Genomic DNA, 23,032 nt, shown 5'->3' with positions numbered 1-23,032 from the left:
TTCCGCCCGTGTCTCTCCGTACGGCCGAACGGGTTCATCGACGAAGGTCCAGGTCAGCGACGCGCGACGGCCGGACCCTTGGGAACAAGGAGCCCGGCCGGAAAATCGATGTAGGACACACCTCGGTACGAGGAGATCTCACACAGATGATGGATCACGGATAAGCCGAATGATCCATACGCAGTGGATCAGTGGTTCGATCAAGCCCCGCTGACCGCTTTCGGGCTCACGCACCGACGGCTTCGGAGCTCAGGCACTGACCGCTTCGGGGCTCAGGCGAGGGCGACCAGATCCGCGTAATCGGAACCCCACAGGTCCTCGACGCCGTCGGGCAGCAGGATGATCCGCTCCGGCTGGAGCGCCTCGACGGCGCCCTCGTCGTGCGTGACGAGGACGACCGCGCCCTTGTAGGTGCGCAGGGCGCCGAGGATCTCCTCGCGGCTCGCCGGGTCGAGGTTGTTCGTCGGTTCGTCGAGAAGGAGGACGTTCGCGGACGACACCACGAGGGTGGCGAGCGCGAGGCGTGTCTTCTCACCGCCGGAGAGGACACCGGCCGGCTTGTCGACGTCGTCGCCGGAGAACAGGAACGAGCCGAGCGTCTTGCGGACCTCGACCAGGTCCAGGTCGGGGGCCGCGGAGCGCATGTTCTCCAGGACCGTGCGCTCGGGGTCGAGGGTCTCGTGCTCCTGCGCGTAGTAGCCGAGCTTGAGGCCGTGCCCCTCTATGACCTGGCCGGTGTCGGGCTTCTCGGCGCCGCCGAGGAGCCGGAGCAGGGTCGTCTTGCCGGCGCCGTTCAGCCCGAGGATGACGACGCGGGAGCCCTTGTCGATGGCCAGGTCGACATCGGTGAAGATCTCCAGCGAGCCGTACGACTTCGACAGGCCCTCGGCCATCAGCGGGGTCTTGCCGCACGGGGACGGCTCGGGGAAGCGCAGCTTGGCGACCTTGTCGGACCTCCGCTCGGCCTCCAGGCCCGCGAGGAGCTTGTCCGCGCGCTTGGCCATGTTCTGCGCGGCGACGGTCTTGGTGGCCTTGGCACGCATCTTGTCGGCCTGCGAGTGGAGCGCGGAGGCCTTCTTCTCGGCGTTCTGCCGCTCGCGCTTGCGGCGCTTCTCGTCGGCCTCGCGCTGCTGCTGGTAGAGCTTCCAGCCCATGTTGTAGACGTCGATCTGCGCACGGTTGGCGTCCAGGTAGAACACCTTGTTGACGACCGTCTCGACCAGGTCGACGTCGTGAGAGATCACGATGAAGCCGCCGCGGTAGGTCTTCAGGTAGTCGCGCAGCCAGACGATCGAGTCGGCGTCGAGGTGGTTCGTCGGCTCGTCGAGGAGCAGGGTGTCCGCGTCCGAGAAGAGGATGCGGGCGAGCTCGATACGGCGGCGCTGACCACCTGAGAGCGTATGGAGGGGCTGGCCCAGCACACGGTCGGGCAGGTTGAGCGCGGCGGCGATGGTGGCGGCCTCGGCCTCGGCGGCGTACCCGCCCTTGGTGAGGAACTCCGTTTCCTGGCGCTCGTACTGACGCATCGCCTTCTCGCGGGTGGCGCCCGAGCCGTTCGCGATGCGCTGTTCGTTCTCGCGCATCTTGCGGATCAGGGTGTCCAGGCCGCGTGCGGAGAGGACGCGGTCGCTGGCCAGCATGTCGAGGTCGCCGGTGCGCGGGTCCTGCGGGAGGTAGCCGACCTCGCCGGAGCGGGCGACGGTGCCGCCGGCGGGAACGCCTTCGCCTGCGAGGACCTTGGTGAGGGTCGTCTTTCCCGCGCCGTTCCGGCCGACCAGGCCGATGCGGTCGCCCTTGGTGATGCGGAAGGTTGCGGACTCGATGAGGATGCGGGCACCGGCACGTAGCTCGATACCGGAGGCGGAAATCACGGACAGACTCCTGGGCAGGGTTGATGACGGGGCGGGTGGCTGAAGGCGTTCACGCCGTCTAATGCACGAGGAGAATGGCCATGGGCCAAGTCTAACGGGGCGGTGCAACCACTTTTTCTGTGTGCGGGTGTTCGGGAGTGTGACGCTCATTGCCCGTCGGGGTGCCGTGCACGGGGCCAGGCGCGGTGCGGTGGACGAGGTGCGGTGTGGGGTGCGGTGTGGGGTGAACCGGCCGAGGTCGTCCGCCCCGTTTCTGCCCGGCAGGGCGTTGTCAGTGCCGGATGCAAGACTGTGGAGCAGGTCACATTCAGGCGATGTTCCGGCATGGGGACGAGCCGGGGACCAGAGGGAGTGATCGGCATGGCAGGCACGGACGGCGGGCGCCCGAGCATCTACCCGACGCTGCTGTACACGGACGCGAAGGCGGCGATCAAGCAGCTGACGGAGGCCTTCGGCTTCAGCGAGGCCTCGGTGTACGAGGGCGAGGACGGCAAGATCCTGCACGCCGAGCTGGTGCAGGGCAACGGCGCGGTGATGCTCGGTTCCCGAGGCACCGGCGGCCGCTTCGACGAGGCGATGAAGGGATCGACGCACACGGGGGTGTACGTCGTCGTGGACGACATCGACGCACACCACCAGCAGGCGGTCGCCCACGGGGCGGAGATCCTGATGGCCCCGACGGACCAGGACTACGGATCGCGGGACTACATGGCCCGGGACATCGAGGGCAACATCTGGAGCTTCGGCACGTACGCACCGGAGATAACGGCCTGACACCACTGGCCCCGCCCGCGCCCCCACTGCCCAGGGGCGTGGGGCTGTGTCATTGTGCGGCTCCTCCCCCACTCTCGGCTTCGCTCGAGCGGGGGGACCCCCATCGTGGGCGCGACCAGCCACAGCCGAATCACGCCCCCCCGAAGACTCCGCGCACTCCGCGGAGCGGCTAGCTGCCCCCGGTGTGCACCTGGAAGGCGGCTCGGCGCACGGCCTTGGCGAGGGCCGGGTCGGGGTGGGCGGCGGCGAGCGCGACCAGGACCTGCACGGTGCGGGGATGGCCGACCGCGCGCACCTCGTCGAGCAGCCCCGGGACGGTGGCCTGCACGGCGGACTCCAAGTGCCGTACGAGGAGCGGGGCCTCGCCGTGGTCGGCGACGGCCGCGGCCGTGTCCACCCACAGCCAGGTGGCCTCCTTGCGGGTCAGTACCTCGTGGGCGTCCTCGGGGTCGTGCCCGTCGTGCTCGGCGAGCCACAGCAGGGCGTACGGCCGCAGATAGGCCTCGTCGGTCACGGAGCGGACATCGGGCTCGGCGGGGGCTCCGACGACGCGCAGGGCCTCGAAGGCGAGTCCGCGCAGGAGGGCGTCCTCGCCGCGGGCGGCGCCGAGGAGTTCGGTGACGGCGCTGCCGACGGGGCGGGCGGCGAGCCAGGCGCGGTACTCGGCGCGGGCCGCGTTCGGGCGCAGCTGGGAGCAGCCGCGGAGCATGTCCTCGGCGCCCTGCTCGATGTTCCCGGCGGGGCTCTGCGCGGCGACGCAGATCTGCTCCAGCTTGACCCAGACGGCCCAGCTGCCGAGCGGGGTGAGCGTGGCCTGGCCGTCGGCGCAGGTGAGGGCGCCCACGGCGGCGATGGCGTGCAGCGCCCAGTCGAGGAGGGGGGCCAGCGGGGTGTCCTCGGCGGGGCTCTCGACGGGCTCGGGCTGCGGGCCGTAGGGGATCTCGCAGCGCTCGGTGCGCAGTTCCGTGACGCGCTGTTCGAGCAGGTCGAGGAGTTGCGGCACGGGGACGGGACCGGCGGACAACTGGAGGAAGGAGAGGACCTGCGGCATCGCGGAGACGACCTCGGCGACGGCGGCCGGCTCGCGCCCGTCGGGGCCGGGGTGGGCGATCGACCAGGCGTCGAACAGGGCGACCCAGCCGCGCAGTACGGCGCTGTCGTCGCGGTTCCAGGCGCGCAGCCGCCAACCGGGGCGCGCGGTGCCGCCGTGCACCTCGACGAGGCCCGCGAGACGTGCGGTGTCCCAGTCCTCGCGGACCTGAGCCGGAGTCAGGGCCAGATCCGTGGCGGCCCGTTGGGCGGTCGCGTCGGAGAGCGTGCCCGGGCCCTCGGGGGTGCCGTCCGAAGCCGTGCCGTCGCGGTTCTTGGCCGGGCTCAGGACGGCGTCCGCCCAGCGGGCGACACGGGCCGCGCCGGCGAGTACGGAGCGTGCCATGCGGGCGAGTTCCGCGGGTGCCGGTGTGCCCTCCGGCGGGCGGGGTACGGGTCGGCGCGTGGGCCGCTGGGTCATCGCTCGGGGGGCGGCGGCCAGGGTTCGCGGGCGGACGAGTCGGAGCCTGGAGTCGCGCGGGATACGGGACGTCACGGGGGCAGTCTTCCGGTTGACGGTCCGAAAACCCAAACGGAATGCCGCACGGAGTCAAGGGAGCGGCCGGTACACCGGGCCCCGCAGGCGCTCCTGGCCGCGAACAGCCAGGTGGTACGGAGTTAAACGGAAGCTCTGGGACTGGGTGGATCGAAGGCCCGGAAACGACGCTGGGAGGTGGTCGCGTCGGGCGAGGAGGTGGCTACATCAGCGGGGTGAGAAAGCGGCGGAGAGCTTCCTCGTAGCCGGCCGGGTCGGCGTTCCACATGGCGCCGTGCGGGGCGCCGCGGACGGTGTGCAGCGTGACGAGGTCGGGGCGACGGTCGGCGAGACGACGTGAGGGTCCCCAGGGGGCGACCGCGTCGTCGGGGCCGTGCAGGACGAGGATCGGCACCTTGAGCCGTTCGGGGTCGGCGGCGTCCTCGATGCGGTCGCCGTGCAGACCGGTGCGGCCCTGGGCGGCGCGGACGGCCAGCGGCAGCAGAGCGCCGGGGGTACGGCGGGCCGTGGCGAGGGCGCGCAGCGTGGTCTCCCAGCTGAGGACGGGCGAGTCCAGGACGAGGCCGGAGATCCTGTCGCGCAGCGCCGAGTGCGCGGCGGCGCGCAGGGCCATGGTGGCGCCGGTGGACCAGCCGTGCAGGACGACGCGTTCGGCGCCGTAGCGCACGGCGTAGCGAATGGCCGCGTCCAGGTCGCGCCACTCCGTCTCGCCCAGGTGGTTCAGGCCGTCGGAAGGGCGGGGCGCGCCGAGGTCCCCGCGGTAGGCGATGTCGAGGACGGGGAACCGGTGACGGTGCAGGAACTCCATGATGTTCATGGGGTGTTCGCGGGTGGCGCCCAGGCCGTGCGCGGTGATCACCCAGGTGTCGCGGGCGGCGGGCACGAACCAGGCAGGCAGGGCGCCGAGTTCGCCGGGCACGTCCACATCGGCGTGGTCGAGGCCGAGGGCGGTGCTCGGGTTGCCGATGTGCACGCCCGAGGTGAACCAGACCTTGTCCCCGGCTTCCAGGGTGCCGTGGGTGACGCGCTCCAGGCGGCGTACGACCGTGTCGGCGGAGTGCGGGGTGGCGTTCAGGATCGGGCCGACGACCGCGTGGCTGCCGTTGCCGCTCAGGCCGTACACACCCGGGCGCTGTGAGGCCAGGGCGCGGGTCAGGGTGATCCGGCCGGCGGCCGTGGAGTGGACGGTGAGGCGGGGTTCGGTGGGCAGCGGCTTGCCCGGCGGCGCTTTGAGGGCGGCGTCGCTGGCGAAGCGGCCGACCGCCACCGTGGCTGCGACGGTGGCTGCGCCGGCTATGGCGACGGTGACGGCTGCTGCCGTCGGTTTCACGGTGCGCACGGGTCCAGTCTCCTGACGGAGCCGGTTGTCGGCCAGTGGAGCGGGGCGGCGGTGTTTCCGGTACGGCTCGGTGGGGTGTGTGGTTTCGGCGGCGTAGGCGGTTGGAGGGTCTGCGGGGACCGGTGGGGTCGGAACCGGTGGATTCGGGACCGGCGGATTCGGCACCGGTGGTTACCAGTGGTTTCGGCACCGCCGGAAGGGCCCGTGTCGGCTGAGCGCCGTTGCGGCGGAGATCAACTACGGCGGCCGTACGTGATCACATGCCGTGGCCCTTCATGGTCACCGTCGGCTGCCGCACCGGGTCGCGGTCGCCGACCTCACCCCGTCACGGCCGCCGGCCGCACCCGGTCACCGTCAGAGACCGCACCCCGTCACCGTCGCCGGCCACACCCGTCGCAGTCACCAGCCGCTCACCCAGCCGCCGTCACCAGCCACTCCGCTCCGCTCCCCTCCCGTCACCGTCGCCGGCCGTATCCCCTCAGGCGTTCGCCCGCCTCGGTCAGTTGCTCCTCGGTCAGTAGCGTGGGCGAGTACCCAGGAAGTGACGAGGCTGTCAGCCAGACGTGGCACATCCACTCCAGTTGGGCCGTTCGGTCGTAGGCCTGGGGGAGAGAGGCTCCGTATGTGAGGGTGCCGTGGTTCTGGAGGAGGCAGGCTGTGCGGTTCCGCAGGGCCCTGAGCATGTTCTCGGCCAACTTTTCCGTGCCGTAGGTGGCGTAGGGGGCCACCCGGACGGGACCGCCGAGCGCGGCGGCCATGTAGTGGATGAGCGGCAGCTCGGTGACGAGGGTCGAGACGGCCGTGGCGTGCACCGCGTGGGTGTGGACGATCGCCCGCGCGTCGGTGGCGCGGTAGACCGCGAGATGCATGGGCAGTTCGCTTGTCGGAACGAGCGAACCGAACACCTGCCGGCCGTCGAGGGAGACCCCGCAGAGGTTCTCGGGGGCCAGTCGGTCGTACGGGACTCCGCTCGGTGTGACCAGGACCGTGTCGCCCACGCGCACCGACACGTTGCCCGACGTGCCGACGACCAGGCCGTCGGCCACCGTCCGGCGGGCCGTCGCCACGAGGTCGTCCCACGCGCGCTCCAGCGCCTCCCGTGCCGGGTGCGCGCCCCGCTCCCCCGCGTCTCGTCCGTCTCCTGGGTCCCGTCGCTGCTCAGCCATGCCGCGATCCTGCCAGTCGCGCGTGCCAACCTCTGGACGGGCGGGGCACTTTAGGGTGCAGCCGACGTCTGCGAAAGGTCACACAAGGGCATGAATCGCCCGTCGGGAGTGAATGACCGGCATGCGACGGACTTTCAGGGATCTTCCAGTAGCCTCTGGGAGATTTTTCGCGCATGTCGCCATTCCGGGGGGAAATATGGCTCGTGATCGCAAACCGTCCCGTCCACGTGCTCGCTTGGTCGCCGCCTCCGTGGCGACGCTGGCGCTTGGTGGAACCGCTCTCGCCGAGGCGCCGGCCTCGGCCGCCGCCAAGCCCAAGGGCCACGACGTGTCCTCGCACCAGAAGAACGTCAACTGGTCGAGCGCGAAGAGCAAAGGCGCCAAGTTCGTCTACGTGAAGGCGAGCGAGTCGCACACGTATCGCAACCCGTACTTCAGTCAGCAGTACAACGGCGCACGCAACGCGGGCATCATCCGCGGGGCGTACCACTTCGCGCTGCCGCACAAGTCGTCGGGGAGGACCCAGGCCGCGTACTTCGTGCGCAACGGAGGCGGCTGGCGCGCGGACGGCTGGACGCTGCCGCCCGCGCTGGACATCGAGTACAACCCGTACGGCAAGAAGAAGTGCTACGGCCTGAGCAAGGGCAAGATGGTCAGCTGGATCAAGGCGTTCAGCAACGAGGTGAAGCGGCAGACCGGCCGACGGCCGGTGATCTACACCAACTACAACTGGTGGAAGACGTGCACGGGCAACAGCGCCGCCTTCGCCGCGAACCATCCGCTGTGGCTGGCCCGCTACAGCTCCACGGCGGGGTCACTGCCGTCGGGCTGGCAGTTCTGGACGTTCTGGCAGTACGACAACGGCGGCAGCCTGCCGGGTGACCAGAACCTCTTCAATGGCTCCCTGAACCGGCTCAGGCAGTTCGCCAAGGGGTAGCCGGAACCCGAGAGTCCGCCCCTGTTCGAGAACGCCCGCCGCCACTCCGACGCAAACGGAGTGGCGGCACCTCTGTTCAGCCATCTTGAAGCTCACCACAGTTCATCTTCCGTTCATTCAGGTTGCCTACGGTCCCTGTGCCACTGACATCCAAGAGAAGCCTGGGTAAATGGAACACATCACGCTCCTCCTCGGAATCGTGATCGTCACCGCTCTCGTGTTTGACTTCACGAACGGTTTCCACGACACCGCCAACGCGATGGCGACGACCATCTCGACCGGCGCCCTGAAGCCCAAGACGGCTGTGGCCATGTCCGCCGTACTGAACCTCGTCGGTGCGTTCCTCTCCGTGGAGGTCGCCAAGACGATCTCCGGCGGCATCATCAAGGAAGAGGGCATCCGCACCGAAGTCATCTTCGCGGCGCTCGTCGGCGCCATCCTGTGGAATCTGCTGACCTGGCTCCTGGGCCTGCCCTCCAGTTCCTCCCACGCCCTCTTCGGCGGCCTGATCGGCGCCGCGGTCATGTCGGCGGGCTGGTCGTCGGTGAACGGTTCGACCATCGTCACCAAGGTCCTGATCCCCGCGGTCGCCGCGCCGCTGGTGGCCGGACTCGCCGCGATGCTCGCCACGCGCCTGACGTACCGCATCAGCGGCCGGGCCGGCGAGCAGGCGACCTCCAAGGGCTACCGCGCGGGTCAGATCACCTCCGCGGGTCTGGTCTCCCTCGCCCACGGTACGAACGACGCGCAGAAGACGATGGGCATCATCACGCTGGCCCTGGTCACCGGCGGGGCCCTTGCGCCCGGTTCGAATCCCCCCGTCTGGGTCATCGTCTCGGCCGGCATCGCCATCTCGCTCGGCACCTACCTGGGCGGCTGGCGGATCATCCGCACCATGGGCAAGGGCCTCACCGACCTCGCACCGCCGCAGGGCTTCGCCGCCCAGACCAGCGCCGCGACGGTCATCCTGGCCTCCTCGCACCTCGGCTTCTCGCTCTCCACCACGCAGTCCTGCTCCGGCGCCGTGATGGGTTCGGGCCTCGGCCGCAAGGGCGGCGTCGTCCGCTGGTCGACCGCGACGCGCATGTTCGTCGCGTGGGGGCTCACACTTCCCGCCGCCGGACTCGTCGGCGCGGGCGCGGAGTTCCTCACCAAGCAGGGCACTTGGGGCATCGTCCTCACCGGCGCGCTGCTGATCGCCGGGGCGGCGGTCATCTGGGTCCTCTCCCGCCGTCGGCCAGTCACCGTCGACAACGTGAACTCCATCGACCATGACGCGGGCGAGCCCGCGGGCGTCGTCACCACGGCCATCGCCGCCGTCGCCCCGCCGCCGGCGGGCGCGCCTGCCGCGGCCGACGACCTGAAGACCACGATCCCGGGCCCGGACGCCAGCGAGTCCGCCCGTACGGCCACGGTGTAAGGAACAGGAACCCACCGCATGAAGATCGACTGGGCAGCCCTCGCCTCCGTCTTCGGAGTCAGCCTCATCGCCACCGTCGCCCTTGTGGGGCTCTTCACTCTTGGGATCGTGGGGCTCTCCAAGCGGGAGGAAGCGTCAACAAGGGGAGGGTCGGCCGTGCTCACGACGACGGGTGCGTACGCATGCTTCGCGCTGTGCGCGGCGGCCGTGGCGTATGGAATTTTCCTGATCGTGGCCTGAGGCGGGAAATCCCGCCTTTCCCTCGACGCGACACGAATAACTCCACATCAACCCCCCGCGAGCTTTTTGTGATGCTTACGGGGGGTTTCTTGGCATTCGAGGCGCCACTGCGACCGCACCGGAAAGACACATGTCATACTGACGACCGCTGGTCGCCGACGTCCAACTCGCCTATTCTATTTGGGAGTTAACTTTTCGACGGTGGCGGCCTGACTAGTCAACGACGACATGTGGCAGGGAGCACCATGGCCAGGGACATCGATCCGAGCCTGAACCGACGCAGGCTGCGAATCGAGCTGCGCAAAGCCCGCGAACAGGCTGGACTCACCCAGCGGGACGCCGTGAATGGCTTGGAATGGTCGCTCTCCAAATTGCTCAGGATCGAGGCGGGGACCGTCGGCCTGGGCGTCACGGACCTTCGCGCGCTGCTCCAGCTGTACGACGTCACGGACGCCGATCATGTCAAAGATCTGGAGGATGCGGCCCGGGGTTCGAAGGGCCAGTCCTGGTGGGCCCCGTACAGCGACGTCGTGTCGGTCCAGTACGCGCAGTACCTGGGCTACGAGGGGGCCGCGAACACCATCCTCATGTACAACCCCATCGTCCTTCCCGGACTCCTCCAGACCGAGGACTACGCCACCGCACTGCTCACGCCCGGCACGACCTCGGAGTCACGCACGCGTCAGCAGGTGGAACTCCGCATCAGCAGGCAGGAGCGGTTCTTCGACGGTGAGGACGGTCCCCTCGTGAATATCGTCCTGGACGAGGCGGCCGTCAGACGTCAGATCGGCGGACCAGCGGTGATGCGGCGGCAGTTGGAGCACATCAAGACGATGGCGGAACACCCCAGGGTCACCATCCAGCTCCTGCCTTTCTCTGCCGGGGCGCACTACGGCACCCTCACGTCGTTCATCGTGCTCGGGTTCAAGGACGACGACGACCTACTGTTCCGGGAAGGCCCCGGCGGCGGTCTGTCGAACCGTGACGACCTCGGTCTCACGGCCCGCTACCGGGAGTGCTTCGAGGACATCAGCACCATCGCGTACCAAGGTGACCGGATGATCGAGCTGATCGACACGGTCAAGGAGAGTCTGGTCAACATCTGACCCCGGGACGGGACGGCCCGGGCGGGAATCGGGGGAGGGCCCATGGCGGTCTTCGGAACACGAGCGTGGTGGCGGGCGTTACGCGCGGCCAGCACCGTTCCGGGCGGCGACGCGTCGAGAGCGCCCGCCGAGTCCACGGATCAGGAAGGGCCCGTCCCCCTCGACGACAGCACCCTGAAGTCGTACGCCATGCAGCGGCCCGAGTGGACGGAGGCGCTGATCCGGGTGGAGAGCGCCCGGGTGGACGGTGAGATACGCCTGCTCTCCGTCCGGCTGCTGCTCGGCACGGCATGCGGCAGCGTCCTGCTGTTCAGCGTCACCATGGCCAGCAGGGTCGCCGCCAGTGTCCCGTTCGGGGCCGCGACGCCGCTCACCACGGCGGTGCTGGGAGCCATCGGCGCCGCCCTGGTCACGGCGCTCGGTGCCGGGCTCGGCAGGACGCTGCGCCTGCGCTCCGAAAATTCGCGGGTGACTCCTGTCAGCGGTTCGGCGCCCTCTCGAACTGAGCCGCCGCCAGAACGCGGTTCAGAACCCGGATCCGCTCCGTGACCGGAGTGAGCCCCCACCACAGACCGGCACCCACCGCGATGACGGAGGTCACCACCAGCCAGACCAGACCGCGCGCGGCACCGCCCGGCACCAGCAGTGCCGCGAGAGCCCCCAGGCCGACGGCCAGCGCCCCCGTCACGGAGCAGAACAGTGTCAGTGGAGCAGCCGCCGCCAGTCTGGCTCCCCCAGTACCTGGCTTCCCCATGTGCGCTGAGGTGGATGGCTTGGCTCGCTCTCCCATATGCGTACCTCCCGTCCCTCCGGACGAATCGTCAAGAGCCGTCCGTGCCCGGGTACACCAGCCCCGCCAGAAAACCACACCATGCCGCGCGGCGGAAGGCGAGCTTGCTCCCCCGGCGCCAGTTCGAGTCACGTATCAGCACGTGGAGCGACTCCACAGCCATCTCCACGCATTCCTGGTTGCCCTGGGAATAACTGCTCCTGGTCCACACCCGTTCCGACAGGTCCCTGTCGATCACACCGACCTCCTCCAGCCCCACAAGTCAGCGCACCGACACCGCGTCCTCACCGCGACGACCCCGAGCGCCGTGTCCAGCCGCTGCCGAGGGCAGCGGAGGCTCGGCCACACCAGGTTCGTCTCCCCGCCCGAAGTGCCCAATGCCGCTCGTCGGCGCTCTCAGTGTTCGTACTGTCGTTCCCTCCAGTGTTCCCACCTTGACCGTCGTGAAAGAGCCCAGAAACCGCCGAATCGAGTAGCTGACGAAATTTCAGCGGTGTGGGGCTCAGCACACCACAGCGCCGCAGGTCAACAGCAAGTTGACGGGTGTTCGTGGGCGTGGTGGACTGCCGGAGCCATGTACGGCGGCAGGAGAGGAAGCCGGTGCGAATCCGGCGCGGTCCCGCCACTGTTACCGGGGAGTCGATGCCCCGGGAGCCAGGAACTCTCGCCGTCGGTCTCGTCGAACCAGGGCGTGGACACCCTGAGTGAGGACATATCGCCATGCGCGGCTGCCCAAGTGCCTGTCGAGCGACGGTTGTGCCCGACCTGACGGTCGGCTAACCGATGCGTGACGCCGATCGCGTCTTCGCGTACGGCGCCGCCGCCGGCCTCCTCGGTGATCTGCTGCTCGGCGATCCGCGCCGGGGGCATCCGGTCGCCGCGTTCGGACGCGCCGCGGGAGCCATGGAGCGGGTGCTGTGGCGGGACCACCGGGGGTGGGGCGCGCTGCACACCGCTGTCTGTGTGGGCTCTGCCACCTCGCTCGCCGCGCTCGCCGGCCGTTCCGTGCGGGCCTCTCGTGTCGCCTCCGTCGCCCTGACCGCCGCCGCCACCTGGTCCGTTGTCGGCGGGACCTCGCTCGGGCGGGAGGCCCGGGCCATCGGCGGGGCGCTCGCCGCCGGGGACATGGAGGTGGCCCGCGAGCGGCTGCCGCACCTCTGCGGGCGGGATCCGCAGGCGCTGGACGCCGACGGGATCGCCCGCGCCGTCGTCGAGTCCGTCGCCGAGAACACCTCCGACGCCGTCGTGGGCGCCCTCGTGTGGGGTGCCGCGGCCGGTGTGCCGGGGCTCGTCGGGTTCCGTGCCGTGAACACGCTCGATGCCATGGTCGGGCACAAGTCCGCCCGGTACCGGCGGTACGGGTGGGCCTCCGCGCGGCTCGACGATGTCGCGGGGTGGCCGGGGGCGCGGCTCACCGCCGTCCTCGCGGCCGTCGCGGGAAGCGATCCGCGCGGGGCGGTACGCGCCTGGCGTGCCGACGCCGCCAGGCATCCGAGCCCCAACGCCGGGCCCGTCGAGGCCTCGTTCGCGGGGGCGCTCGGCGTGCGGCTGGGCGGGATGCTCTCGTATGCGGGAAGGGTCGAGCACCGGCCTGTACTCAATGGTGGCGGGCGGGCCGTGGAGGTCGGGGACATCGAGCGGGCCGTACGGCTCTCGCGGCGCGTGAGCCGGCTCGCGCTCGGCGTGAGTGTCGCCGGGCGGCTCCTCGTCAACAGCCTTCGCACGAAGGGGCGTACGTCATGAGCGGGGGAACGAGTGGGGGAATGAGCGGGGGCATGGGTGGCGGGCTGCTCGTCGCCGGGACCACCTCCGACGCGGGCAAGAGCGTCGTGACCGCCGGGATCTGCCGGTGGCTGGTGCGCCACGGCGTCAAGGTCACGCCCTTCAAGGCGCAGAACATGTCGCTCAATTCGTTCGTCACGCGGGAGGGCGCCGAGATCGGGCGGGCGCAGGCCATGCAGGCGCAGGCCGCGCGCGTGGAGCCCACCGCGCTCATGAATCCCGTACTGCTCAAGCCGGGCAGCGACCGGAGCAGTCAAGTAGTCCTCATGGGCAAGCCCGTCGGAGAGATGAGCGCCCGCGGCTATCACGGCGGGCGGCAGGAACAGCTCCTGGGGACCGTGCTGGAGTGCCTCGCCGAGTTGCGGGGCACGTATGACGCGGTGATCTGTGAGGGGGCGGGCAGTCCCGCCGAGATCAATCTGCGGCGGACGGACATCGTGAACATGGGGATCGCGCGCAACGCGCGGCTGCCCGTGCTCGTCGTCGGCGACATCGACCGCGGGGGTGTCTTCGCCTCCTTCTTCGGGACCGTCGCGCTGCTCTCGCCCGAGGACCAGGAGTTCGTCGCCGGGTTCCTCGTCAACAAGTTCCGCGGGGACGTGTCCCTGCTGGAGCCCGGCCTCGACATGCTCAAGAGCCTCACCGGGCGTCGCACGTACGGAGTGCTGCCCTTCCAGCACGGTCTCGGCATCGACGAGGAGGACGGGATGGCGGTCTCGCTGAGGGGCCCGGTCCGGGAGTCGGCGGTCTCCTCCCCCGTCGGCGAGGACATCCTGCGGGTCGCCGTCTGCGCGATTCCCCTGATGTCCAACTTCACGGACGTGGACGCGCTGGCCGCCGAACCGGGCGTCGTCGTGCGGTTCGTGGACCGGGCCGAGGAACTCGTCGACGCCGACCTCGTCGTCGTACCCGGCACCCGGGGCACCGTCCGGGCCCTGGAGTGGCTGCGGGAGCGCGGCCTCGCGGACGCCCTCGTCAGGAGGGCCGCGGAGGGGCGTCCCGTCCTCGGTATCTGCGGTGGCTTCCAGATCCTCGGCGAGCACATCGAGGACGAGGTCGAGTCGCGCGCCGGGCGGGTGGACGGGCTCGGGCTCCTTCCCGTGCGGGTGCGGTTCGCGCGGGAGAAGACGCTCACGCGGCCCGTCGGCGAAGCCCTCGGCGAGTCCGTCGAGGGGTACGAGATCCACCACGGGGTCGCCCAAGTCACAGGCGGGGAACCCTTCTTGGACGGCTGCCGGGTCGGCGAGGTCTGGGGTACGCACTGGCACGGCTCGCTGGAGTCGGACGGTTTCCGGCGGGCCTTCCTGCGCGAGGTGGCGGCCGCCGCGGGGCGTCGCTTCGTACCGGCCGCCGGCACGTCGTTCGCGGCGCTGCGCGAGGAGCAGCTGGACCGGCTCGGCGATCTGATCGAGGAACACGCGGACACGGACGCGCTGTGGCGGCTCATCGAGTCCGGCGCGCCGACAGGACTGCCTTTCATTCCACCGGGAGCACCCGCATGAGCACAGTGTTGTTGTTGTCGACCGCCGATACGGATCTGCTGGCGGCCCGTGCCTCCGGCGCCGCGTACCGGATCGGCAATCCGACCCGCGTGGATGTCGTGGAGGAGCTTCCCGCGCTGGTCGAGGGCGCGGACGTCGCCGTCGTACGGCTGCTGGGCGGCAAGCGTGCCTGGGAGGACGGGCTCGCCGCGCTCAAGGCGTCCGGCATCCCGACCGTGCTGCTCGGCGGGGAGACGGTTCCCGACGCGGAGCTGATGGCCGAGTCGTCCGTGCCCGCCGGTGTGGTCGCGGAGGCGCTGCGCTATCTCGTCGAGGGCGGCCCGGAGAACCTGACCGAGCTGGCCCGCTTCCTCTCCGACACCGTGCTGCTGACGGGCGAGGGCTTCGAGGGGCCGCGGGAGATGCCGGAGTACGGGGTCCACGGCGACCCCGTGCTGGATACGGAGCGTCCGACCGTCGCCGTGCTCTTCTACCGCGCCCACGAACTGAGCGGCAACACCGCCTTCGTGGACACGCTGTGCGACGCGATCGAGGCCCGGGGCGCCAACGCCCTTGCCGTGTACTGCGGTTCGCTGCGCAGCGCGGAGTCGGGCGTGTACGAGCTGATCAGCGGGGCGGACGCGCTGGTCACCACCGTCCTCGCCGCCGGCGGCACGCACGCTTCGGAGGCGTCCGCGGGCGGCGACGAAGAGGCCTGGGACGTGGGCGCGCTCACCCTTCTCAACATCCCTGTCCTGCAAGGACTTTGCCTGACCTCGTCGAAGGCCGCCTGGGACGCGTCCGATGCCGCCCTGTCCCCCATGGACGCGGCGATGCAGGTCGCGATCCCGGAGTTCGACGGGCGCCTCATCACGGTCCCGTTCTCCTTCAAGGAGCAGGGTCCGGACGATGTGCCGGTGTACGTGGCCGACCCCGAGCGGGCCGCGCGGGTCGCCGGAATCGCCGTGCGCCACGCCCGGTTGAAGCACAAGCCGAACGCGGAGAAGAAGCTCGCGCTCGTCTTCACCGCCTACCCGACCAAGCACTCCCGGGTCGGCAACGCGGTCGGCCTCGACACCCCCGCCTCGGCGGTACGGGTCCTCGACGCGTTGCGAGACGCCGGGTACGCCCTGACCGAATACCCGGACAACGGCGACGAGTTGATCCACCGGCTCATCGCGGCCGGTGGTCACGACGTCGAGTGGCTGACCGAGGAGCAGCTGGCCTCGGCCCCCGCGCGCGTGCCGCTGGCCGACTACCGGGCCTGGTTCGACAAGCTCGACCCGGATCTGCGGAACGGGATGCTGGAGGCGTGGGGCGAGCCGCCGGGCAACCTGTACGTGGACGGCGACGACATCGTGCTGGCCTCCCTCCAGTTCGGGAACATCGTCGTGATGATCCAGCCGCCGCGCGGTTTCGGCGAGAACCCGATCGCGATCTACCACGACCCGGACATGCCGCCGTCGCACCACTACATGGCGGCGTACCGCTGGCTGGACAACAGCTTCGGCGCCGACGCCGTCGTGCACATGGGCAAGCACGGCACGATGGAATGGCTGCCGGGCAAGGGACTTGGGCTCAGCGGCGGCTGCGCGCCGGACGCCGTCCTCGGCGAACTGCCCCTGGTCTACCCCTTCATCGTCAACGACCCCGGCGAGGGCACCCAGGCCAAGCGCCGCGGACACGCCACCGTCGTCGACCACCTCGTACCGCCGATGGCGCGCGCGGACACGTACGGCGATCTGGCGAAGCTGGAGCAACTCCTCGACGAGTACGCGCTCGTGTCCGACCTGGACCCGACGAAGGCCCCGGCCGTGCGGGCCCAGATCTGGACGCTGGTCAAGGCGGCCGAGCTGCACCACGACCTGCACGTGGACGACCAGCCGGACGACGACGACTTCGACTCGTTCGTCATGCACATCGACGGCTATCTGTGCGAGATCAAGGACGTGCAGATCCGCGACGGCCTGCACATTCTCGGCGGCGGCCCGGAGGCCGAGCCGCGCGTGAACCTCGTACTGGCCGTGCTGCGGGCCTCGCAGGTGTGGGGCGGGACAGCAAACGCGCTGCCGGGTCTGCGGGCCTGTCTCGCCGAGCATTTCGGCCTGGTCGAGAAGGAGTTGCTGGGCGAGCCCGGCGCGCCGCTGAAGGTGCCGGCCGAACTGAGCGACCTGGTCTCGGGACCCTCGCGGTCGGCGGCCGACGCGATCGACCTCCTTGAGCAGCTGTGCCGCAGGTTCGCGGAGGGCATGGAGGAGCGCGCCTGGGACGCCGCGGCCGTGCCCGCTCTCGTACGCGAGGTCCTGGGCACCGAACTCCCGGACGCCGTCGCGGTGTTGGAGTTCGCGTGCCGGGAGGTGGTGCCGCGTCTGGCCCGTACGACGGACGAGATCGACCACATCCTCCTTGCCCTGGACGGCGGTTACGTCCCGGCGGGCCCCTCGGGTTCGCCGACCCGCGGACTCGTGAACGTCCTGCCGACCGGCCGCAACTTCTACTCGGTCGACCCCAAGGCGATCCCGTCCAGGCTGAGTTGGGAGGTCGGGCAGGCACTCGCGGACTCGCTGGTGCAGCGGTACCTCCAGGACACCGGCGACTACCCGAAGTCCGTCGGCCTGACGGTCTGGGGCACCTCGGCGATGCGCACACAGGGCGACGACATCGCGGAGATCCTGGCGCTGCTGGGCTGCCGGCCGGTGTGGGACGACGCCTCGCGGCGCGTCACCGGCTTCGAGGTCGTCGGCCTGGAGGAGCTGGGCCGGCCGCGCATCGACGTCACGGTCCGCATCTCCGGCTTCTTCCGGGACGCGTTCCCGCATGTGGTCGCTCTGATCGACGACGCGGTACGGGCGGTGGCCGACCTGGACGAGCCCGCCGACCGGAACTACGTCCGCGCACACGCCGACGAGGACACCGCCGAGCACGGCGACCGGCGGCGCGCGACGGCCCGTATCTTCGGCTCGAAGCCGGGCGCGTACGGGGCCGGTCTCCTCCCCCTCATCGACGCGCGCAACTGGCGCTCCGACGCCGACCTCGCCGAGGTGTACGCGGTCTGGGGCGGCTACGCCTACGGGCGTGGCCTCGACGGGCGGGCTGCGCGCGGGGACATGGAGACGGCGTTCAAGCGCATCGCCGTGGCCGCCAAGAACGTCGACACCCGCGAACACGACCTCGTCGACGCGGACGACTACTTCCAGTACCACGGCGGCATGGTCGCCATGGTCAGGCACCTGACGGGCGCGAGCCCCGAGGCGTACGTCGGCGACTCCGCCACCCCCGACCAGGTCAAGACCCGCACCCTCGGCGAGGAGACCCACCGGGTCTTCCGCGCCCGCGTGGTCAACCCGCGCTGGATGGCGGCCATGCGGCGGCACGGCTACAAGGGTGCCTTCGAGATGGCGGCGACCGTCGACTACCTCTTCGGGTACGACGCCACGGCAGGGGTCGTGGACGACTGGATGTACGAGAAGCTCAGCGCGGAGTACGTCTTCGACCCGGAGAACCGGGACTTCATGAAGAAGTCCAACCCCTGGGCCCTGCGCGGCATCACGGAACGGCTCCTCGAAGCGGCGGACCGCGGGCTGTGGGCCGAGCCGGACGCCGAGACGCTGGAGCGGCTGCGCGCCACGTACCTGGAGCTCGAAGGCGACTTGGAGGGCGACGACCAGTGAGTACCCCGTTCCCGTTCACGGCCGTGGTCGGCCAGGACGACCTGCGGCTCGCGCTGCTCCTGAATGCCGTGTCGCCCGCGGTGGGCGGCGTGCTGGTCCGCGGCGAGAAGGGCACCGCCAAGTCGACGGCCGTGCGCGCCCTTTCGGCGCTCATGCCTGAAGTGGACGTCGTCGCCGGGTGCCGGTTCTCGTGTGCGCCCGCCGCTCCCGACCCGGCGTGCCCGGACGGGCCGCACGAGGTGGGTGCCGGGGTCCAACGGCCCGCGCGCATGGTCGAGTTGCCGGTCGGCGCCTCCGAGGACCGGCTCGTGGGCGCGCTGGACATCGAGCGGGCGCTGGCCGAGGGCGTGAAGGCCTTCGAGCCCGGCCTGTTGGCCGACGCGCACCGCGGGATCCTCTACGTGGACGAGGTCAACCTCCTCCACGACCACCTGGTCGACCTGCTGTTGGACGCTGCCGCGATGGGTGCCTCGTACGTGGAGCGCGAAGGTGTCTCCGTACGGCATGCGGCCCGGTTCCTGCTGGTGGGGACCATGAACCCCGAAGAGGGCGAGCTGCGGCCGCAGTTGCTCGACCGGTTCGGGCTGACCGTCGAGGTGGCCGCCTCGCGCGAGCCCGATCAGCGGGTGGAGGTCGTACGGCGGCGGCTCGCGTACGACGACGATCCGGACGGCTTCGCGGCGCGCTGGGCCGACGAGGAGACCGCGGTACGAGCCCGGATCGTGGCCGCGCGGAAGCTGTTGCCGTCGGTCGTGCTCGGCGACGGGCCGCTGCGGCAGATCGCGGCGACCTGCGCGGCCTTCGAGGTGGACGGGATGCGGGCCGACATCGTGATGGCCCGGACCGCCACCACGCTGGCCGCGTGGGCCGGGCGCACGGAGGTGCTGGCCGAGGACGTACGGCAGGCCGCGCTGCTCGCGCTGCCGCACCGGCGTCGGCGAAATCCCTTTGACGCACCGGGACTTGACGAGGACAAGCTCGACGAGACGTTGGAGGAGTTCGGGGGCGGGGACGGCTCCAACGGCTCGGGGGGATCCGATGATTCCGGCGACTCCGGCGACGAGGATCCGGATCCGGACGGGCCCGACGGAGGCGGCGGGCAGCCGCCTCAGGAAGGGCCCGACGACGATGGCGGCGAGAGTTCCGGTGAGGTGCCCGCGCAGGGTGAGCCCTCCGAGAGCGGGCAGGCCCCGTCGCCGGGCGCGGGCGAGCAGGCTCCCGTACGGGCCGCCGAACCCTTCCGTACGAAGGTGCTGAGCGTGCCGGGTCTCGGCGAGGGCGCGGCCGGGCGGCGGTCGCGGGCGCGGACCGAGCATGGGCGGACCACCGGGGCCCGTCGGCCCCAAGGGGCCCTCACCAAGCTGCACTTGGCGGCCACCGTGCAGGCCGCGGCACCCCATCAGCGGGCGCGCGGCCGGTCGGGGCCTGGCCTCGTGGTCCGGCGCGACGATCTGCGGCAGGCCACGCGCGAGGGGCGTGAGGGGAACCTCGTGCTGTTCGTCGTGGACGCTTCCGGGTCGATGGCCGCCCGGCAGCGGATGAGCGCGGTCAAGGGGGCGGTGCTGTCGCTGCTCCTCGACGCCTACCAGCGGCGCGACAAGGTGGGGCTCGTGACCTTCCGCGGGTCGACGGGCGAGGTGGCGCTGCCGCCCACCTCTTCGGTGGACGCGGCCGCGGTACGGCTGGAGTCGCTGCCCACGGGTGGGCGTACGCCGCTTGCCGCCGGGTTGCTGCGGGCGCATGACGTGTTGCGGGTGGAGCGGTTGCGGGATCCGGCTCGGCGGGCGTTGGTGGTCGTGGTGACGGATGGCAGGGCGACGGGCGGGCCTGAGCCGGTCGCGCTGGCGGGACGGGCCGCTCGGCTGTTCGCCGCCGACGGGGTCGCGTCCGTGGTCGTCGACTGCGAGTCCGGGCCCGTACGGCTCGGGCTCGCCGCGCAGCTCGCGGGTGAACTCGGCGGTACGGCCGTGACGTTGGACGAGCTGCGGGCCGACTCGATCGCCGGGCTCGTCAGGGATGTTCAGGGCAACAGCAGGAGGGCCGCGTAATGCCGCAGGGACAGCCGAGTGTGGTGCCCGACGACGGGCTGACGACTCGTCAGCGGCGCAATCGGCCGCTCGTGGTCGTGCACACCGGGATCGGGAAGGGCAAGTCCACCGCCGCCTTCGGGCTCGCGCTGCGGGCCTGGAATCAGGGCTGGCCCATCGGGGTCTTCCAGTTCGTCAAGTCCGCGAAGTGGAAGGTCGGCGAGGAGAACGCGCTTCGGGTGCTGGGGGCATCCGATGAAGGCGGGGCCGTCGACTGGCACAAGATGGGTGAGGGCTGGTCCTGGGTTCAGCGGGATGACCAGATGGACAACGAGGAGAAGGCCCGCGAGGGCTGGGAGCAGGTCAAGCGCGACCTCGCAGCCGAGACGTACAAGCTGTATGTGCTCGACGAGTTCGCCTACCCCATGCACTGGGGGTGGGTCGACGTCGACGAGGTCGTCTCCGTGCTGCGGGACCGGCCCGGGACCCAGCATGTCGTGATCACCGGGCGCAACGCCCCCGAGAAGCTTCTCGAACTCGCCGACCTCGTGACCGACATGTCCAAGGTCAAGCACCCCATGGACGCGGGCCAGAAGGGGCAGAGAGGCATCGAGTGGTGAGTTCTTCCGTCCCTCGGCTGGTCATCGCCGCGCCCTCTTCGGGCAGCGGCAAGACCACCGTTGCCACGGGGTTGATGGCCGCGTTCGCCTCGCGGGGACTTGCCGTGTCCCCGCACAAGGTGGGGCCCGACTACATCGATCCCGGGTATCACGCGCTCGCCACCGGGCGGGTGGGGCGGAATCTCGACGCCTATCTGTGTGGGGCGGAGCTGGTCGCGCCGCTGTTCGCCCATGGCGCGCGGGGGTGTGATCTCGCGGTCGTCGAGGGGGTGATGGGGCTGTTCGACGGGGCGGCGGGGGAAGGGGAGTTGGCCTCTACCGCTCATGTGGCGAAGTTGCTGCGGGCGCCTGTGGTGTTGGTCGTGGACGCCTCTTCGCAGTCGCGGTCCGTGGCCGCGCTGGTGCACGGGTTTGCCTCCTGGGATCCGGAGGTGCGGATCGGTGGAGTGATCCTGAACAAGGTGGGGTCCGATCGGCATGAGGGGATGCTTCGGGAGGCGTTGGACGCGTCGGGGGTGCCTGTGCTGGGTGTCCTGCGGCGGGCTGAGCAGGTGGGTACTCCCTCTCGGCATCTTGGGCTGGTGCCTGTTGCCGAGCGGCGGGTGGAGGCGGTTGCGGCTGTTGCGGCGATGGCCTCGCAGGTGCGGGGCGGGTGTGATCTGGATGCGTTGTTCGCGTTGGCGCGTGGGGCCGGATCGTTGCCCGGTGGCGCGTGGGATGCGGCTGAGGTCTTGGGTTCCTCGCCCCCGCCGCCCCTTCCCATTCCCGACCCTGGGGGCTCTGCCCCCAGACCCCCGTATCGGCCTGAACGGCCTCGTCCTCAAACGCCGGACGGGCTGGATGGCCCGAGGATTGCCATAGCGGGTGGGGCCGCCTTCAGCTTCTCCTATGCCGAGCATGCCGAGTTGCTTGCCGCGGCCGGGGCCGATGTCGTCACCTTCGATCCGCTTCGGGATGAGGAACTGCCCGAAGGGACACGGGGGTTGGTCATCGGGGGCGGGTTTCCCGAGGTGTACGGACCTGAGTTGTCCGCCAACGAACCCCTCCGCAAGGCCGTTGCCTCGCTCGCCGAGCGTGGGGCTCCCGTCGCCGCCGAGTGTGCGGGGCTGCTGTATCTCTCGCGCGAGCTCGACGGGCGGCCCATGTGCGGGGTGATCGACGCGAAGGCGCGGATGGACGAGCGGCTGACCCTGGGGTATCGGGACGCCGTCGCCGTGTCCGACAGTGTGCTGGCCGAGGCCGGCAGCCGGATGCGCGGGCATGAGTTTCACCGCACCGTCGTGGAGCCCGGGGCGGGGGTGGCCCCCGCCTGGGGGCTGCGTGCTCCGGTGCGGCGGGTCGAAGGTTTCGTACAGCAGGGCGTGCACGCGAGTTATCTGCATACGCATTGGGCGTCCGCGCCCGGTGTCGCCCGTCGGTTCGTGGAGAGGTGTGTCGGGTCATGGGCAACAGCAGGCTGATCGGGGTCGGGGTCGGGCCCGGGGATCCCGAGCTCGTGACCGTCAAGGGGGTCAACTGCCTCCGGGCGGCCGATGTCGTCGTCGTGCCCGTCATGGCCGCGCCCGATGGGACGGATGGCGGGGAGCGGGGGCGCGCCGAGGCGACCGTTCTGCATTACGTGTCCGAGGACAAGGTCGTACGTGTCGTCTTCGCGCTCAACGAGCGGTCCGACCGGGGGCGCCGCGAGGCCGCCTGGGACGCCGCCGGGGAGCGGGTGGCCGGGCTGCTGCGTACGCACGGGACCGTGGCGTTCGCGACCATCGGCGACCCGAACGTGTACTCCACGTTCACCTATCTCGCGCAGACCATCGCGCACGCCGTACCGGGGACGGTCGTCGAGACCGTGCCCGGAATCACCGCCATGCAGGACCTCGCCGCCCGTTCCGGGGCCGTGCTGACGGAGGGCACCGAACCACTGACGCTCGTGCCCGTCACCGCCGGGGCCGGCGCGCTCAAGGACGCCCTCAACGGGCCCGGCACCGTCGTCGCGTACAAGTTCGGGCGGCTGGCCCAGGAAGTCGCCGCGGCGCTGCGGGAGACCGGGCGGCTCGACGATGCCGTGTGGGGGTCGGCGTTGGGGCTGCCGGACGAGTCCATTCGGCCCGCGGGCGAGCTGGACGGCACCCCGCTGCCCTATCTCTCGACGCTCATCGCGCCCGCGCGGCGCGACGGCGGACGCGGCGGAAAGTTGTGACTCCCGTCAGCGGAACAGTGACTTCCGTC

At 70.6% G+C, this 23,032-nt stretch carries 18 protein-coding genes and 1 riboswitch; of the genes, 13 read left to right on the top strand and 5 right to left on the bottom strand.

Annotated elements, in window-relative coordinates:
• Positions 1 to 272: 272 nt before the first annotated feature.
• The gene (locus OHA11_RS37025; RefSeq protein ID WP_266503749.1) at positions 273 to 1,871 is read right to left on the bottom strand and encodes an ABC-F family ATP-binding cassette domain-containing protein; all 1,599 of its coding nucleotides are present in this window, start codon (positions 1,869 to 1,871) and stop codon (positions 273 to 275) included.
• 360 nt (positions 1,872 to 2,231) lie between these two features.
• Here OHA11_RS37025 and OHA11_RS37020 point away from each other — a divergent pair, with 360 nt between their 5' ends.
• Positions 2,232 to 2,645, top strand: a complete 414-nt coding sequence (locus OHA11_RS37020) for a VOC family protein (RefSeq protein ID WP_266503746.1) — start codon at positions 2,232 to 2,234, stop codon at positions 2,643 to 2,645.
• Between the two features lie 169 nt (positions 2,646 to 2,814).
• Here OHA11_RS37020 and OHA11_RS37015 read toward each other — a convergent pair whose 3' ends face one another.
• The 3 genes from OHA11_RS37015 to OHA11_RS37005 all read right to left on the bottom strand — a co-directional run bounded on the left by OHA11_RS37015 (position 2,815) and on the right by OHA11_RS37005 (position 6,735).
• Positions 2,815 to 4,230 (bottom strand): hypothetical protein, encoded by a 1,416-nt coding sequence (locus OHA11_RS37015; protein WP_266503745.1) that lies wholly within the window; start codon positions 4,228 to 4,230, stop codon positions 2,815 to 2,817.
• A gap of 202 nt (positions 4,231 to 4,432) precedes the next feature.
• Entirely contained in the window at positions 4,433 to 5,569 is a 1,137-nt protein-coding gene (locus OHA11_RS37010) for an alpha/beta hydrolase (protein WP_266503742.1), read from the bottom strand.
• Positions 5,570 to 6,024: 455 nt separating this feature from the next.
• Complete coding sequence (locus tag OHA11_RS37005; RefSeq protein ID WP_266503740.1) at positions 6,025 to 6,735, bottom strand: class II aldolase/adducin family protein; 711 nt, start codon at positions 6,733 to 6,735, stop codon at positions 6,025 to 6,027.
• 196 nt (positions 6,736 to 6,931) lie between these two features.
• On the opposite strand from OHA11_RS37005, the gene OHA11_RS37000 reads away from it, so the two are divergent.
• From OHA11_RS37000 to OHA11_RS36980, 5 genes are all read left to right on the top strand, one after another.
• Complete coding sequence (locus OHA11_RS37000; protein ID WP_266503738.1) at positions 6,932 to 7,672, top strand: lysozyme; 741 nt, start codon at positions 6,932 to 6,934, stop codon at positions 7,670 to 7,672.
• A 169-nt stretch (positions 7,673 to 7,841) separates the two neighbouring features.
• Positions 7,842 to 9,092: an inorganic phosphate transporter gene (locus OHA11_RS36995; RefSeq protein ID WP_266503736.1), complete on the top strand. Its 1,251-nt coding sequence runs from the start codon at positions 7,842 to 7,844 to the stop codon at positions 9,090 to 9,092.
• 18 nt (positions 9,093 to 9,110) lie between these two features.
• Positions 9,111 to 9,332, top strand: a complete 222-nt coding sequence (locus OHA11_RS36990) for a hypothetical protein (RefSeq protein ID WP_266503735.1) — start codon at positions 9,111 to 9,113, stop codon at positions 9,330 to 9,332.
• A gap of 245 nt (positions 9,333 to 9,577) precedes the next feature.
• Positions 9,578 to 10,438 carry a helix-turn-helix transcriptional regulator gene (locus OHA11_RS36985; protein ID WP_266503733.1) on the top strand — a complete coding sequence of 287 codons (861 nt, stop codon included), beginning with the start codon at positions 9,578 to 9,580 and terminating at the stop codon, positions 10,436 to 10,438.
• A gap of 42 nt (positions 10,439 to 10,480) precedes the next feature.
• The gene (locus OHA11_RS36980; RefSeq protein ID WP_266503731.1) at positions 10,481 to 10,987 is read left to right on the top strand and encodes a hypothetical protein; all 507 of its coding nucleotides are present in this window, start codon (positions 10,481 to 10,483) and stop codon (positions 10,985 to 10,987) included.
• A 272-nt stretch (positions 10,988 to 11,259) separates the two neighbouring features.
• Here OHA11_RS36980 and OHA11_RS36975 read toward each other — a convergent pair whose 3' ends face one another.
• Positions 11,260 to 11,466, bottom strand: a complete 207-nt coding sequence (locus tag OHA11_RS36975) for a DUF397 domain-containing protein (RefSeq protein WP_266503729.1) — start codon at positions 11,464 to 11,466, stop codon at positions 11,260 to 11,262.
• Positions 11,467 to 11,778: 312 nt separating this feature from the next.
• A riboswitch (cobalamin riboswitch) is annotated at positions 11,779 to 11,915 on the top strand.
• A 96-nt stretch (positions 11,916 to 12,011) separates the two neighbouring features.
• Here OHA11_RS36975 and OHA11_RS36970 point away from each other — a divergent pair.
• Genes OHA11_RS36970 through cobI form a run of 7 tightly spaced genes read left to right on the top strand, consistent with a single transcriptional unit; the run spans position 12,012 to position 23,003 of the window.
• A complete protein-coding gene (locus OHA11_RS36970) occupies positions 12,012 to 12,971 on the top strand; it encodes a cobalamin biosynthesis protein (RefSeq protein WP_266503727.1) in 960 nt (319 codons plus the stop codon).
• 32 nt (positions 12,972 to 13,003) lie between these two features.
• Positions 13,004 to 14,512, top strand: a complete 1,509-nt coding sequence (locus OHA11_RS36965; RefSeq protein WP_266507704.1) for a cobyric acid synthase — start codon at positions 13,004 to 13,006, stop codon at positions 14,510 to 14,512.
• Positions 14,509 to 18,162 (top strand): cobaltochelatase subunit CobN, encoded by a 3,654-nt coding sequence (cobN, locus tag OHA11_RS36960; RefSeq protein WP_266503725.1) that lies wholly within the window; start codon positions 14,509 to 14,511, stop codon positions 18,160 to 18,162. The genes OHA11_RS36965 and cobN overlap by 4 nt, the downstream gene beginning before the upstream one ends.
• Entirely contained in the window at positions 18,159 to 20,210 is a 2,052-nt protein-coding gene (locus tag OHA11_RS36955) for a putative cobaltochelatase (RefSeq protein ID WP_266503723.1), read from the top strand. Before cobN ends, OHA11_RS36955 begins: the two co-directional genes overlap by 4 nt.
• Positions 20,210 to 20,809 (top strand): cob(I)yrinic acid a,c-diamide adenosyltransferase, encoded by a 600-nt coding sequence (cobO, locus tag OHA11_RS36950; protein ID WP_266503722.1) that lies wholly within the window; start codon positions 20,210 to 20,212, stop codon positions 20,807 to 20,809. The genes OHA11_RS36955 and cobO overlap by 1 nt, the downstream gene beginning before the upstream one ends.
• Complete coding sequence (locus OHA11_RS36945) at positions 20,806 to 22,269, top strand: cobyrinate a,c-diamide synthase (RefSeq protein WP_266503721.1); 1,464 nt, start codon at positions 20,806 to 20,808, stop codon at positions 22,267 to 22,269. Before cobO ends, OHA11_RS36945 begins: the two co-directional genes overlap by 4 nt.
• Positions 22,251 to 23,003, top strand: coding sequence for a precorrin-2 C(20)-methyltransferase (gene cobI, locus OHA11_RS36940; protein WP_266503719.1), 753 nt, complete (start codon positions 22,251 to 22,253; stop codon positions 23,001 to 23,003). The genes OHA11_RS36945 and cobI overlap by 19 nt, the downstream gene beginning before the upstream one ends.
• The last annotated feature ends 29 nt before the right edge of the window (positions 23,004 to 23,032 follow it).

Source organism: Streptomyces sp. NBC_00878, from assembly GCF_026341515.1.
In the GTDB taxonomy this organism is placed as follows: Bacteria; Actinomycetota; Actinomycetes; order Streptomycetales; family Streptomycetaceae; genus Streptomyces.
The sequence above is the reverse complement of the archived record's forward strand: the minus strand, read 5'-3'. Positions and strand labels throughout refer to the sequence as shown.